The sequence below is a fragment of the Roseburia sp. OM02-15 genome, from assembly GCF_003481835.1.
Lineage (GTDB): Bacteria > Bacillota > Clostridia > Lachnospirales > Lachnospiraceae > Eubacterium_I > Eubacterium_I ramulus_A.
Map to the genome: position 1 here is coordinate 241,103 of NZ_QULX01000003.1, position 15,064 is coordinate 256,166.

The window sequence follows — 15,064 nt, forward strand, 5'->3', positions numbered from 1 at the left end:
GGGGATTTGCAGAGTAGAGCATCCCATCATGCTGTCTCTCTATCTCTACCTGCTATTATTGATATACGTCGATTGCAATTTTGGGACAACTAAAAATAGCAGGCAGCTTTCGCTACCTGCTAAGATCCTTGTTCTATTTACTTTTCTAAAAATTCAACAACATCAGCAAATGATTGTTGATTTTCTTTCAAACTATCCCAATCCATAGTTTCAAGAATTGAATCTATTACATATATTAATTTCATTTTACTAAAATCTGTAACTTCCGGCATGAACCAATCTTCTATAGAATTATTTATTACTGCTAACTCATAGCCTTCACTTCCCATATCGTCAGTAATCATTTTCCTTGTTTCATCTTCTTCCCCATTTGAATCAACTACTAGTAAAATCTCTGATTTATCATTTTTACCTTTTACAGCATCAAAAACAGAAGGCACATTATATTTACCATTAGCTACAACAATCGTAACTTTTTTATCAAGTTTTCTTGCTATTGCTTGAAGAATTATTTCATCTGTTTGTCCTTCACAGATAATTACCTTTCTAGGTATGCTCTCTTCTTGATGATTCATACGCCTTTGTAATTCACTAATAATATAATGCACTTTTCTGTCCTGTAAAATTTTCTGTAATACATTACAAAAACATTCTTCATCAACAAGAATATATTGATTCGATTTTTCCATTGGAATAGCAATTTTATCTAATTCATTTTTTATATTTTCGCAGATTCCCGCATCAATAATAATCTCGATTGGATATATTGGTTTCATTCTTAACTCAAATAATCTAAATCTATATTTTTCCGTACAAATTTCAAACCCATACCTTTTATCAAAATACATGGAATTTGCATCAAGTAACTCATCGGCAGATGTTTTACTAACCTTTTGTTGAAATCCAACTACTCCAGAAATCACTTTCATAGCATTAGACATAACACTAATATTGTCACTCAAAGAACCATCTATTTTCATTTCATCGAAAACAGCAAATACTTTTCCTTGTGTATATGTAAATAAATATTTTGCTTGTGCTTCCATAATTCCGCTAATATTATCCGTATACTCCAAATCTTCTAATGTATCTTTATTAATATTCCAATAATTTTTATACTCCATTTCCAACCTCCTCCAATTTAACTAGCAAAGGTAAATGATCACTTATTTTGCTATTAGGAATTGAATTTTTTAATAAATTATTCGTATCTATTCTTTTTATATATTCTAAATGTCTTACACTATCTACTAAATCTTTCCTAACTAATACCTGGTCAAGACAATGCCAGTATGATGTATTATAATCTTGATCATAATAAAAACTACCATACATTTCGGTATCTTCTGACAAAAAATTTATAATAGGATTATAAAAACGCTTTATCTTTTTGCTTCTCGGATTAGTAAAATCACATTTATTTATAACCGATTTGAACAAAACAGCATTAAATGAATATTTACTCAATAATTCTTCATCATAAGGATTTGCATTAAAATCTCCAATAACTATTGTATTTGTACATTTTAATAGTTCTTCGGTTTTCTTTATATCCGCAACTAAATGTCTTATTGTTTCTACTCTATCAGCAGTTTTATAATTTCTCCTATCTTCTAAATGAATTGCTACTAACAGATAGTCTTTCACTCCTGTTTTAACACTATATATATTAAATCTTTCTCCTGGCTGTACAATTGAAACATAAAGAGTATTTTTAGCTATAAGCGTTACTTTTTTATTATTTTGTATTTCAAAAATATGCTTGTACATTTTTCCCAGATGTTCTTCTATCTTGTCAATATCTACTCCATCAAATTCCGAAAAAATCGCAACATCAATATCATTTTCAACTACGCAAGTTTCAATTAAATCTTCTAGTGCATTCCTATGAAGATTCCAAAACAAAACATTGAGCACACCATCTCACCCTCTTTTCCTATAATTTGTATATACAATGCTTATATTTCTTCCCTAACAACATATAAATTAATCTTTTCATTTTCAATTTGTATATGTTATTATCATAATAGAAACTTTTTTTGTCCGCAACTAAAATTTATATCAAACTAAGGAGAAGAACTATCATGGATATTTTAATAATCGGTAACGGTTTTGATCTAGCTCATAAACTGCCTACTACTTATATAGACTTTTTGCATTTTTTTCATCATATTAAAGCAAATTTTCATTCACCAAACTGCTCGAATACTTTAGATGATATTTTTTTCAATACATACCCAGTAAATAACTATGTCAAAAACTATATCAAAAATGTATGTCAGCAATGTAATTCATCCTCCGAAGAAAATAACAACCATAAATCTGTTATACTTATGCAAGAATTATGCGATAAATTAGATGATAATATATGGTTCAATTACTTGTGGATTATATATATTAAGGGAATAATGAAGGGGATTAACTGGATTGATTTTGAAAGTGAAATAAGCCACATCATCGAACAAATAGATCGTTATCAAGAAAATCTATATCAGCCTTTTAATATACAATTTAAAACTACTCTTGATGATAAAATGGAAATTTTTTTAGAGCAACTAAAGCAGACAGGGAAAAATTTCTCCACATGCCGGGAGTTTCTGGATAACTCATATTATGATCTTGAACGATTTATCCGTTGTATGGAAATCTATTTGATTGAGTGTGTTGACGTTGAACAATTTCCTATCTCCTATCTTTCTCCAGATATTAAAGGAATTCTGCCCCACGCTATTTTATGTTTCAATTATACCCATACATATACTAAAGTATATGCTAAAAATCAATGCATACACTTTATACATGGAGAAACTCATACTTTGGATACTCCTAATAACATGATTTTAGGTATCGATGAATACTATCATTCACCAGAAAAAGATTTACATACAAATTATAATATTTATAAAAAATTTACTCAAAGAATTTTAAAAGAAACCGGTTTTCTTTATAACGACTGGATTTACAAAATGAATTCTATTACCCAAAAATTAGATCAGTATCCAAAATCACAAGATACAACTTCTGATTTTCTTCACAATGTTTACATTTTTGGGCATTCATTAGACGTGACTGATAAAGATGTCCTTATGAAATTCATCGACAGAAAAGATGTTAAAACAACCGTTTTTTACTATGATAAGCAACAACAAACTCAACAAATTGCTAATTTAGTAAAAATGCTTGGGCAAGATAAATTCATTTCCATGATTAATAATGTTCCTAGACAAATTTGTTTTAAACATCAACAAAATATGGTTTCAAATAAAGCATGCAAAATAATAGAATAATGACAGTAGAGGAATGTACAATCAAATTGATCATACATTCCTCTACTTACATTCTAATTACTATGTAATTATTCTTCACTTTTACCAGAATCCATGCATCAAGATACTAAGAGCTGCCGTTCTTACATGCAACTGCTTATTTGCCAGTAGCGCATACATTTTCAGCTTCACACTGCCGATCATCTGCCGTTCCTCTTTATGATAAGTATACTGCAGCGCATCTGCCGGTATTTCATAACGACCGTCTTCTCCTTCTGCCGGGACAAATACATCTGATTTTGTCTCATACTCCAGCTTCATCAGCTTTCCGGAATAAAAGATCTTTTCCATCAGATTCCGCCGCTCTATCGTTACTGGTTTTAAAGTCAATACACCCGTTCCGTCCTGACTCACATTCAAAACAGCCGGATGCTCAAATCCCCGGTCTGCCATGGAAAATGGACTATCATCCTTTGATTGTTCCGTTTTCTGGATGACAAATGCCACCGGATAATCTCCTGGCACCATATATTCCACGATATCCTTAAATTCCAGAGTACCCCTGCTGTCGATCTGGTCGTACATACTGTTTTTCTGTACCATATCCGCTATTTTTTCCAACATTTTCGCCTTAAAGTCAGGTGTCAATGCCACTACCATGTTTTGGGCGCTGTCATGTTTATCCTGTTCGGAACACTCCGGCAAGTATTGCCCAAACCATTTCTGAAGCAGTACGCTCTCTTCCTCATATCGTTTTGCCAGTTCTTTCCCATGATCCGTCAGTGTCAGTTTCCCCTCATCTTTTATGATATCCATCTGCTTTAACACTGCCAGATGCCGGCTCATTGTGGACTTTGCCACCGCAAACTCTTTCTATGTAATTACACAATAAGTATTTTATAATTGTTCTATAATTATTTTTTCTATGGATGTTGATAACATGTTTTTCCGTCAGCATCCACTGTGACATATCCGGCAATTCCATGAATCTGATATCGCTTTAGTCCTTCGATCTGCTCCATCCGGTCGATGATCACGATGCGGCGCACCTGCCCTGTAATGCTCTCATAACGTTCTTTACTTGTAAGAAGGGCAAGTTGTGATTCCTCTCCTTCCAGTATTTCCAAAATCTCATAAATACATCCATCTGCCCAAAATGCCAATAACATAAACGGGAACTCCCTGCTGTCGATTGCCACCGGGTCCTGTGCCTGCATCCGCTTCTTAAAGTCCAGAAACACCCAGAATGCCTGCTGCTTTTTTTGAAGCTGTGTAAGGTGTCTTTCATACTGCTGCATATCAGCATAGACATTCTCACTGCCATGGATCTTTGGTGTTTTATAATAGGACGCATCCAAAAACCGCGCATCCTGCAAGTAAACTCCTTCCTCCGGTTCACAGATCTCGCCTGTCTGTACCATCTGGTGCAGTAAGTAGCCGACCTGCTCCTGCTTATTGTCTGCAAAATACTCCAGAAACTGCCGCTTATTCAGTCGTCCCACTGTGATCAAAAGAGATCGGATCTCCTTTCTCAAGTCATGCTTCTCTTTTCTTTCCTGGAACTCCACCTGTTCCCCCTGAAGGTTTATTGCTGCCTGCATCACGCTCCTCCCATCTGTACATACATCTGCTCCAGGTCCTTCCGGTCGGTCGTGATCAGTTGGTGTTCCAGTGCACTTGAACGGAACCAGACCGGGATGTTGTTCCCACCGGTGCATAAAAGCCCATGCCCGCGCTCAAAATGCAGGATTTCCTTATACTCTTCTGCCGAAAGGGACAGCAGCTTTTGCACTGCCTGTGCTTCATCCCGCTCCAGGTTTAATACGAGCTTGGTTTTACAGTTATTGATGATCCCTTTCCCGTATTTTCCATCTTCCAGTGAAAAAAAGTCGTTCAGGTCCTGTGTTGCGGCAATCGCTGCCCCGCCATAACCGCGGATGATCTTGAAAATTTCCAGAACGATCTCCGCTGCCTTGGCATTTGACTTGGAACCGATCAGCTCCCAGATCTCATCTACAATGATCGCCTTTTTCTTCGTCCGGTTTTCCTTCGCACGCGCATACACATACTCTAATACGGTATACATCAGTGCAGTCAGAAATTCCCCCTGAATATCTGAAATGTCAAAAACCATGTACTCACTTTCCCTGATATTGGTCTGCTGGTTTAAGGATGCAAACGAACCATGCACGAACCGGTTCAGCATCAGGCACAGACGTTTGGTGCCCTCCGGCATTTCCTTTAGTACGTCGTAAAGGTCTGAGAGTACCGGCATCTTCTTATATGTCCCTGCCGCCACATCATAAAGGGATGCATTGTCATGGGTAATGCCGTATTTTTCGTAGGTCAGGATCAGCGCTTCATCCAAAATTTGATCTTCCTCTGCCGTCATGGTCGGAATCAGCAGGGAAAAGAACACATGCAGGCTCTGTATTTTAAGGGCAAGCTCCGATGCTTCCCTTCCGGCTCCATCGATCACATGGTTTGCAGAATCATCTTTTTTCCGGATCTCCATGACATTAATGCAGGCGCACCCACCTGGGGAAAATTTGACATAGGTGCCATTCATATTGTCGCAGAGCCTTTTATACTCATGTCCTTTATCCGGAGCGATGATAAACGTCTGGATCTTCTTCTCCCGGAACCGTTTGGCAAGAAGCTGAATCGTATACGTCTTTCCGGCTCCGCTGGTTCCCATGATCGCAATATTGGCATTCTTATAACTGGAGGTATTAAAAAAGTCAGCCATGCATAGGGAGCCGTTCAGCTCATTGCTCCCAAGAATGATGCCATCCGGATCACTCATTTCATAACTTGAAAACGGGTAACATGCCGCCAGTCCTTCCGTTAAGATGTTGCGCTTGGCGCGGGAAAAGATCTTCCGGTCGCAGCGTGCCAGTGGCAGATAAGTATGGAATGCCCGCACCTGCTCATAGTCACATGGGGATAGTAAAATTTCCATGGATTTCAGATAATCGATGTATGCCTGCGCCTTTTGGCGCATCGCTTCCAGGGAAGGTGCAGAAATCGTAACGATCAGCGCAAAATAGTAAAAATCATTGGTGTTCGCTCCACCCGATAAGCCATTTTTCAGGTAGTACCCGGAAGCAATGCGGTCGCTTAATTCGTCATATTCTGCCGTAGACTGGTCCATCCCCTTGATGCTGGAGCCTTTCCATCGCAGACGCCGTCCGATCCGCTCAATGTATCTGCTCCTATCTTTTTTCTCTACATACAGGTCCACATCCACCCCGTCCCCGGCATTGATGATGCAGGCGGTCCAGCCAGCCCCTACACGTGCCGGGATGGAATCCGCGCGCACATAATAGGTCTGATAGTAGGTATCGTCCATCTGCAGGTAGTCACTGTGCCTAAAATCCAGCCGCTTTGGGGTAACATATTCTTTCACCGGGATTTGTTTTGTCCCTGCTTTCCCATAATTTAAATCATAATACCGGTACACTTCGGACACCCGCTTGGGAAAATCAACGGAGCTGATCCTTGTCCGGTTGAGCAGGTCGAAAAAGATCTTTGCGGTTTCCTCTGTCGTGCTTCCAAGGATTGCCACCCGGTTCCCGCAGTTTTGCAAATAGGTCAGCGTCCGGTCACGCATCCGGCACAGCACCCGCTCTATTTCTTCCTCGGTCTGCATCCGAAGTTCCTGCTTTGGTGCCTCAAATGCAAGGAAAAACCGTCTGGAGATTGCTTCATTTTGTCCCAAGTCAATGAGCAGCTTCCTGCTGTCCTCCATCATGGCTCTGCACTTTTCATCCGGCTCACATGCGATATTTTCATTCAGACGTTGTAAGTAACTGGAAATATCCGTCTTTTTTGCCAGCACCTTGATCTGGAAATTATCCGGTGCGATCCGCAAAAATTTCTCAAAATCGTAGATCACCTGTTCCTGTTCTTCCCTGCTCTTTAACAAAAAGTTGATTGGTAAGACTTCCAGAACTTTCACATACCGCCCATCGTCCGTATAAATGGTCCCGTTTTTAATCTTCTTGATCGGCAGGAAATCAACCGCCAGCGTTGTCGGAAGTGGTAACTGGTCTGCCTTTGCATCCGGTGTCTTTCTTTCTGCTTTCGGTACGGACATTTTTTCTGCATGGATCATCCGCAGACGCTGTGCCGCACTCATATTCAAAATATCATCTGGCTCCTGCCCTGTCCTATCGGTACTGCTCTCAAACGTCCGGCTTTTTCGCATACGTTCCAGTTCCCGATAGATTTTTTTCTCGTGCCGTAACTGTTTCATTTTCATCTGTGTCTTCCCTTTCTGCAACCACCTTTTTTATCCGGCGTGCTTTTGCCTTCTCCCGCTGCATTTTCTGGTATTCCTTGCGTACCATGAGCTGTTCCCGATGGATCTTGACGCTGCTGCCCGGTGCCTCATACAAGCCCCGGTCTTTCACCGTCTGAAAAAAATCCTGCAAAAATGAAAACAGACTCAACTCATGGATGCCTTTTAGCGCCAGCACCGCCAATGGGAGCAGGATAAAAATGGCAAGATACATCCGTACCTTAAACGGGAACGGCAGCAATCGGAAGATCACGCTTCCCGCCGCGCCGACCAGGATGATGGCTTGTACCATGCTGCTCCAGGTGATTTTTCCATACACATATCCTTCCCTCGCAAAATTGTAGGGAATAATATATTGTTTCAACGTATTCCTCCTTCCTGTGGTAAAAGCGGCAAGAATCAATCTCACCGCTTTTGAAAAATGGAAAGTACAGTAATCGCATGCCTTGCGATCACATAGAAAGATATACGTCAAAACGTCAGGATCGGAAACTTCGTTTTCTCACAAGCACCAGGCAAACGGCACAGGCCATGCCAATCCCGGCAGGGAGCAGCCACTTTCTGGTGACCTGTTTTTCCGGAACAATATCTTTCATCGCATCCCCACTTTCTTCTGTCCTGGTCTGCTCGGATGTTTCTGCTTTTTTGTCCGATTCCTGTGTTCCCCCGGAAGATGCCAGAATCTGGTCGATCACATCCGTCTGTCCCGTAACCGCTTCATAGGGCAGTTCCATTTTCTGGTTTGCCACATACCGGTATGCATCCATCTCCTGTGCCGCTTTGCAGACCAGCTCCGTTCCGGCGGTATCCTGTTCTCCAACCAGTAACGCGATCTCCGGCTTCTGCATGGCATTTCGGTCAACCGTAAAATACTTTGGGTAATAGACAGTGACCGGCTCCTGCTTCTCATCGTATGCATTGATCTCTGTGATCTCATAGGTTCCAGCATCCAGATCAACCGTCTTTTCTGACGCTCCCACAGAGGTTACGGTATAATCCTCCTGCCGGTAAGTCACCGTATCACCATAATACACATCCAGTACCGCATGCAGCGTGATCTGCACCGTTCCGGAAAATTTCTCCTGTCCGGAAAACACAATCTTACTGGTGACTGCTTTCGGTGCTTCTGACCGGCCGACAGCAAACACATATACCGGCTCTGTCTGTTCTTCTCCAGTCACCGAAAATGTCTCCGGGGAGCACGAATAACGGTAGTCAAAATACAGGTTGTCGTTAAACCGGATAGCAGACAGCCGGTAAGTCCCAACCGGCATCTGTGCGGTAATGGCATGGTTTTTATACTCCCTGCTTGCTACGGTTACCTCTTCCCCCGTATCCTGTTCTTCAAACACCAGTTCCATCGTCTGCCCGTCCAACGACAGATCCACAAAGCACTGAATTTGCACTGTTCCCATCACTTTTTCCTGCCCGGCAGCAAATACCGGAAACGGGAACAGTAGTGCCAAAATGAGCAGACTCATCTCACATAATTTTCTCATGTATCCTCTTCCTTCCTGTCCATCCATGCCGTTTGTGACATGGTGTTTTTCCTGTAACCAAAAAATCCAGACATCTACACAGTGGTATTTATTTACGTTATGCTATTCTGTCAGGAGACAATAGAACGTATCACAGCCATAACCGTACCTTTTTTTGTCTCCTTCCAAAGCCACTAAAGAAATATCTGGAATTTTCTGATCACAAAATGCCTTGATTTTCCAATCGATTCCTTTTCTTTCATTCAGATCATTTCTGAAACCAAAACCGGCGATCCTGCAATCATACATCTGGCGGTCCACAGCCCTCATAGGCTCTGCACATAGGTTTATACCACTGCTTCCAGACCGTCCGAACCGGAACGCAGAAAAACTCTGCCCCGTTCTCCCCCGACTCTAACCAAAACAGGAAACGTGCCTGCTGCCAATGGTTTCTTCCCGCCACCGTTCTGAAGGTTTCCGTATTTTCATGGGGCGCATTTCCCATAGCTTCCTCTGTAACTGGTTCACTCTGATTCCTTCCGCCTGCTGCCTGCTCCATATCCTGTCCCAGATCATCCAGATATGGGTAGAACGGATTCATTGGTGTAAGTTTCTGCCCATTCCCTTTAAAATGTGCTGTCCGGGCAAAACGCCTGATATGCTCCGGAAGGTGCTGCTCATCCCAGATATCGTGTTTTGCGATCTCCACCGCAAGGATTGCCGTTTCCGGATCAGGCAGAACCGGATCTTGTACCACATTCCCCCGTCTGGAAAAATGCCGGCTGCAATATCCGGGCAACACAAGCAGCATGCCCTGTGATTCCAGACATGCGGGATGTGTCTCATAGATGCCCAGTAAGCCATCCGACACAAAAGTGCCAAGTCTTCGCGACACCGTAGACTTAGAGCAGTTCCAGCGCACCGCCAGATCATCCAGATGCACTCTGGGATCTAAGATCTTTTCATTTTCCATACATTCCTTGTACACTTTTTGGTTCAGTTCCAAGTGTACTACCGGCATTAATACACTACCTGCCGTATAGGGATCACACACGGTTCCATGAAACCACAGGTCCAGGAACATATCCATCGGGCTCAAGTGTCTGTCCGGCTCATCCAATCGTAATAACTTTGAAATTGCTGTAATGGGGAATAATATGAATCCTGATTCCGCATAGAACAATCTCTGCATGGACGAAAGCTCCTTTTTCGGATTTATGAAAATACAGCTCCAGTCCAGCCAGATCCACACCTGCCCCTGTTGCACCTTATAGGTCAGAACCTTCATCTTCTGCATTTCTTTTAAGATGTGCAGAGCATCTTCCGATGTTCGCACATCCAATACCCGGCAAAGATGATTCCTGTGCTTTTTGGAGTCCAAAGGAAGGATCAGCATTCCGGTATTATATGCAATGCCATCCTTGTATCCAGGTCTGGTTGCCGCTCTTGCCCACAAGCGCAGGAAATGGAACAGATGTGTATTGCCCTTGCTCCGCTTCAGGGAAGAGTACGATAAAAATTCGGTTAGTACAGCCCGGTTCATCTGCTTATACTTCATATCACTAACGGCAGTATGATCGACTGCCACCTCCTGATAGCGCGGGCGGCACTCTGCCTGTGTTCTCTTCTGTGTTATCATTTTCTGCTGCATCTTCCCTCCCACTCTTTCTGTCCATATCCTTAGTGTATATATACTTCACATTGCGTTTTGCGGAAACTTCAGATAATCTTAAGAACACTTTCTATGTTTTGTGGTATACTGGAAAAAATTGAAGATGTTCATGCTAAAACAGTATGATAAATCGAAATGTTGGGAGATGGATTTTATGTGCTTTTGGTTGTTTATGTTAATATGTGATTTATTAGTTCCAATTATTATGATTGTCGGTGGAAGAATAATGTGGAAACATTGTCCCAAACATATAAATGGTATATATGGATACAGAACAACTCGTTCAATGAAAAATATGGATACATGGAAATTTGCACACGACTATTGCGGAAAACTTTGGTGGAAAATAGGATGGGTAATGATTATACCCTCTGCTTTGATACATATTCCATTATACCATAGTGATAAGAATACGATTGGAGTTGCAGGATTGATTCTTATGACAATTCAATGTATTCTTTTGATTTTATCAATTTACCCAACTGAGAAAGCTTTGAAAATACATTTTTATGATGACGGAACACGTAGATAAATTTGGACTTGTAAAGGAAATGTACAACATGAAGAAAATCTGCTTAGTGGTTTTTTCAGCTTTAACAATAGTGTTAGAATTATTGCCTTGTGGAACAGTTTGTATTTTTGCAACATCTCCAACAGAAAGAGTAAAAGAAACATTCTCATACTTTAGCCTTACACCGTTTGGCTATGCAAATTTTGCTCCACTTATCACAGCCACACTTACTGTTGCCATCTTCTTGCTTTCATTGTTTTCATTGAAAAAGAATGGTATTCTCAAAGCATTGTTTAACCTTTCAATTATTACTGTAGTTATTTCTCTTTTGCCGTTGATGTACGGCTTAAACTACTACACCCTTGTAGGAGCCTTTATAACAGTAACACTTGTAATAGAAAGTATTTTGGCTAAGATACAACAGAAATAAAATGCTAACTTCAAGTTTGTCAAATTGGAAAATTAGAATTATGGAAGGAGAGTTTGCTTATGGGACAGATAGCAAATCAAATGGCATTAAAATTATTTTTTAAGATTAAAGAGCGAATAAAAGAAAAAAAGAAGCAAAAACAAGACAATAAAAACAATGGTTCAAAGAAATAGACGACTTCCAGTTTTATGAGTTGGCTTATATTGGGGCATCTATTTTTGCGGTTTATTATGATCCTTGCCAAAGGTGTATCCAAGACCAAAACAGGTTAAGCCGAAACTTACCACAGCTATAAAGTCAATACTACATATGGCTTATCCCCTATTGAAAGGCCAACCGCCTACTATTACGGTAGCACTCATGTTTCCATTATAAAGTTCAAATATATATCACATGATTTCTCCCATCGTAGTTTATATCAGAAACAAAGAGAGCATGATTTTATTCTGACAGAATTATTAGCTGCCAGAGTAGAATCCTGCTCTCTTATTCATAATAGACATCATTTCATGATATCCAGTAATTCATTTGGTGTAACAATAAACGGCTTTTTGGGAAAATGCTTGCTGTTTCCAGTCACAAGGTATGCATTTTCATCCTGTTTCGCCATAACAACTTCGTAAAACACAAGATCTTTAGGATCTGGCAAAATTTCATTTGTAATAAGCTGCTCTGCAAATACACCATAGGTTTTTATTGTATCTAAAAGTAATTGAATGTTTGCATCCGGGAACTTAAACTTTGGACGGTGAAGTACATTATCATATTCTGCAAGAATCTCATCATTGAATACAGGAATAATTGTTCCGTCAAAAACAGCATTAAGCACCTGAACCGTTGCCGCATCACTATGTTTGGATAGTAAAGCGGATATAAGAACATTCGTGTCAATAACGACCAGATAATTCATATAGCGTCTCCTTATGCTTTACTATTGCGGGCAAGTTGTATTTCTGCATTTATATCATCTAAAGATAATTCCTGCAGGTTATTTTGTTCAGCAGAACGACGCAGAGCATTAAAGGCAGCGCGCCCATCCTCTAAACAAATGCTTGACTGTGCCGAGATTTCAAATGGGATTTTACGTTCTCTGACAACCGCACGCGCAAAAATATTAAATGCAGTAGAAGCATTCATGCCAAACTCTTTACATAAATTATCAAACTGATTTTTTAGTGATTCATCCATGCGGATACTAAATGTAGCCTGAGCCATAAAACATACCTTCTTTCATAAATATAATCGATTCATTTGTTATATTTATTATACACAGGAAAAGCAAAAATATCAATAATTAGAACACAAATAATTGCAAAAACAACACAATAGGTTCAAATCTTCATGTGGAATATAAGCCCGGTCAGTTTCCACGACCGGGCTTTTTGCTTATCCCTTACTTTGAAACAGACGTTCCGCTTCGTTCATTCTTTTCTTCAAGGCCTGGTACGAATTTTTCCGGCGTGCCGGGTAAAGGTTTCCCGTATACTTTGCCCCTGCCCCACTGGAATCCACTGCACGCTCATAACCGGCACAAAATTCCTGTGCCGACAGTTGCGGATCTGTCGCCGTCTTTAAAAAAGTTACCAGTTCCGGGTAATCGGCAAGCTCATATACCATGAAGCTGACCTGTCCCTGGAAAGAATCCGGGGAATAACCGTTTTGGATACAGTAATTTTTCATATTCCGTAAACGGTCATCTCCCCACTGGCAGATGCCATAATATCTTCCTGTTACATTCGTCGGATCATAGGTACTCTCCACATAGATATTTGCCAGCACACCGCAGGCTCCCGCCTTACTGAACCCACATGTTTTCGTCAGATATTCGTACAACGCATTTTCATCCCCGACACTGCCTGCCAGAGCCGCCACATACGGACGTCCATACCCAACGATGTGGTTATTGGTCTGGAACTTATCAATGCACACCCTTCCCCGGCTATACGATGCCTGGATGATCTCTGCCTGACCATCCCCATCAATGTCACCTGCATACATCGCCACATGGTCAATGTTTTTGTATCTCCCGTTCCCAGCTCCATACTGGTAAAAGATCAGGTCTCCCGGACGCAACTCCCCAGGTCCGGACAGTGCCGTACCGCGCGTGTCACAGTGTTGCCCCAGGTCTGCCGCTGTCATGCCATAAAGGGTATCATATCCCGCCTCCTGATAGCTTTTTGTCACCAGGGAAGAACAGTCGGAAAAACCGGTCAAAAGCCGACGCTCCTGACTGTATATATCCGTACTGTGATTTGCCAGCGCACACTGCACTGCTGTTGCCCCAAGGGTGTAATCCCCAAGAATTGCGCCCCCGCCGCCTACGAAAAATGATGTGTTGCTGGCGGTGGCATTCCGCCAGGAAATGATCTTATTGATGCTCTGTAAATCCTCTTTTGTCATCTGCTTGTGGATCTTTGCCGGACTCCACTGGAGCAGGAAGTCCTTGGCGATGCTAAAGAAGCCAAACACACCCTGATCCTCCGGTGCCGGATCACCCACAAGGAATCTCAGCAGCCGGATTGCAAGGTTTAAACTGTTTTCGTCTGTAACAAAAGCATACTCCCTGGACTGTGTCTGTACCATGGATGCCACCGGTTCCTGCAGGGATATGGTATACTGGCAGGTGATGTAACGGGTGACTTTCTCGGTTGTTATGCTCTCACTTTCAAGCTGCCACCATTCCCCATCAGAAAGTATACCATCCCCATTTTCCAAGTGTTTTTGAAATAAGGCTTCCCACTGCTCTTTTGTTTTTCCACCGATCCCCGCAAGCTGGTCCATTTCGTCCAGATAATAGCGTTTCCCTGTATCCAGGTACTGAAACGTTTTCCCTTCCGAGCCGCAATAACGGTAATAGGCGCGTGTGATCACTTCCTGTGTTGTCTCTTCCCGTACAAGATCTTCCCCTCTCACCCAACTCCCCCATGGGATGCTCTCAATCAGAACGGGTAAGTCTGCTTCCAACACGCTCCCGTCCCCATTTTCCATTTTCGTAATGTCCTCTGTCGTACAGGAATTTTGGATCAGTGGCAGAAAATACTTCTGATAGGTCCCATTGCTCCAGAAGGTATCATAATCAGACACCAGCGTATAGCCTTCGTATACGACTTTTGTCCCGTCTGCATCCACCATCGGCTTCCGTCCTTCCCCGGTTACTTGCGTATGTGCTTCATACACCCCATTATAATCTGCATCTACCGCATCATAGAGGGATTTTAATGTGCCTGCCGAGGGCAGCATATGGGAAGTATCATACGTTCCATACCGGCTCCCGTCAAAATCTGCCAGCAGGGCAGAAATGGAAGCTACATGCCCGGCATCTGAAAAATAGGTATCCATGGCAGCCGTCAGGTTTTCCGTTTCGATCTGAAACATCTCACTGGTATAATCAGCAGAATTTGAAA

At 41.6% G+C, this 15,064-nt stretch carries 14 protein-coding genes; 3 read left to right on the top strand and 11 right to left on the bottom strand.

Annotated elements, in window-relative coordinates:
- Positions 1 to 137: 137 nt before the first annotated feature.
- Together DXB15_RS04590 and DXB15_RS04595 are read right to left on the bottom strand one after the other, a co-directional pair.
- The gene (locus DXB15_RS04590; protein ID WP_022036230.1) at positions 138 to 1,124 is read right to left on the bottom strand and encodes a TOPRIM nucleotidyl transferase/hydrolase domain-containing protein; all 987 of its coding nucleotides are present in this window, start codon (positions 1,122 to 1,124) and stop codon (positions 138 to 140) included.
- The gene (locus DXB15_RS04595; RefSeq protein WP_118702196.1) at positions 1,114 to 1,917 is read right to left on the bottom strand and encodes an endonuclease/exonuclease/phosphatase family protein; all 804 of its coding nucleotides are present in this window, start codon (positions 1,915 to 1,917) and stop codon (positions 1,114 to 1,116) included. The genes DXB15_RS04590 and DXB15_RS04595 overlap by 11 nt, the downstream gene beginning before the upstream one ends.
- 167 nt (positions 1,918 to 2,084) lie before the next feature.
- Between DXB15_RS04595 and DXB15_RS04600 the strand changes: the two genes are divergently transcribed.
- Positions 2,085 to 3,287 carry a bacteriophage abortive infection AbiH family protein gene (locus DXB15_RS04600; protein ID WP_118702197.1) on the top strand — a complete coding sequence of 401 codons (1,203 nt, stop codon included), beginning with the start codon at positions 2,085 to 2,087 and terminating at the stop codon, positions 3,285 to 3,287.
- Positions 3,288 to 3,368: 81 nt separating this feature from the next.
- On the opposite strand, the gene DXB15_RS04605 is transcribed toward DXB15_RS04600, so the two are convergent.
- The 6 genes from DXB15_RS04605 to DXB15_RS04635 form a co-directional block, all read right to left on the bottom strand.
- Entirely contained in the window at positions 3,369 to 4,127 is a 759-nt protein-coding gene (locus DXB15_RS04605; protein WP_118702198.1) for a hypothetical protein, read from the bottom strand.
- 62 nt (positions 4,128 to 4,189) lie between these two features.
- On the bottom strand, positions 4,190 to 4,867 hold the full coding sequence (locus DXB15_RS04610) for a DUF5697 family protein (RefSeq protein WP_118702199.1): 678 nt from the start codon (positions 4,865 to 4,867) through the stop codon (positions 4,190 to 4,192).
- The gene (locus DXB15_RS04615; protein ID WP_118702200.1) at positions 4,867 to 7,530 is read right to left on the bottom strand and encodes a VirB4 family type IV secretion system protein; all 2,664 of its coding nucleotides are present in this window, start codon (positions 7,528 to 7,530) and stop codon (positions 4,867 to 4,869) included. Before DXB15_RS04615 ends, DXB15_RS04610 begins: the two co-directional genes overlap by 1 nt.
- Positions 7,454 to 7,933, bottom strand: a complete 480-nt coding sequence (locus tag DXB15_RS04620) for a hypothetical protein (RefSeq protein ID WP_118702201.1) — start codon at positions 7,931 to 7,933, stop codon at positions 7,454 to 7,456. Before DXB15_RS04620 ends, DXB15_RS04615 begins: the two co-directional genes overlap by 77 nt.
- A 115-nt stretch (positions 7,934 to 8,048) precedes the next feature.
- Complete coding sequence (locus DXB15_RS04625) at positions 8,049 to 9,068, bottom strand: hypothetical protein (protein WP_146190232.1); 1,020 nt, start codon at positions 9,066 to 9,068, stop codon at positions 8,049 to 8,051.
- 280 nt (positions 9,069 to 9,348) lie between these two features.
- Positions 9,349 to 10,698: a hypothetical protein gene (locus tag DXB15_RS04635; protein WP_118702203.1), complete on the bottom strand. Its 1,350-nt coding sequence runs from the start codon at positions 10,696 to 10,698 to the stop codon at positions 9,349 to 9,351.
- Between the two features lie 175 nt (positions 10,699 to 10,873).
- Here DXB15_RS04635 and DXB15_RS04640 point away from each other — a divergent pair, with 175 nt between their 5' ends.
- Together DXB15_RS04640 and DXB15_RS04645 are read left to right on the top strand one after the other, a co-directional pair.
- Positions 10,874 to 11,251, top strand: a complete 378-nt coding sequence (locus DXB15_RS04640) for an SdpI family protein (RefSeq protein ID WP_044963221.1) — start codon at positions 10,874 to 10,876, stop codon at positions 11,249 to 11,251.
- A 28-nt stretch (positions 11,252 to 11,279) separates the two neighbouring features.
- Positions 11,280 to 11,660, top strand: coding sequence for a hypothetical protein (locus DXB15_RS04645; RefSeq protein ID WP_044963185.1), 381 nt, complete (start codon positions 11,280 to 11,282; stop codon positions 11,658 to 11,660).
- Positions 11,661 to 12,162: 502 nt separating this feature from the next.
- Here the strand turns inward: DXB15_RS04645 and DXB15_RS04650 are convergent.
- From DXB15_RS04650 to DXB15_RS04660, 3 genes are all read right to left on the bottom strand, one after another.
- Positions 12,163 to 12,570 (bottom strand): putative toxin-antitoxin system toxin component, PIN family, encoded by a 408-nt coding sequence (locus tag DXB15_RS04650; RefSeq protein WP_109216504.1) that lies wholly within the window; start codon positions 12,568 to 12,570, stop codon positions 12,163 to 12,165.
- Between the two features lie 11 nt (positions 12,571 to 12,581).
- The gene (locus DXB15_RS04655) at positions 12,582 to 12,875 is read right to left on the bottom strand and encodes a type II toxin-antitoxin system RelB/DinJ family antitoxin (RefSeq protein WP_109216503.1); all 294 of its coding nucleotides are present in this window, start codon (positions 12,873 to 12,875) and stop codon (positions 12,582 to 12,584) included.
- Between the two features lie 171 nt (positions 12,876 to 13,046).
- Positions 13,047 to 15,064, bottom strand: a 2,018-nt coding sequence (locus DXB15_RS04660) for a phage tail tip lysozyme (protein ID WP_187119644.1), incomplete at its 5' end; no start/stop codon positions are given.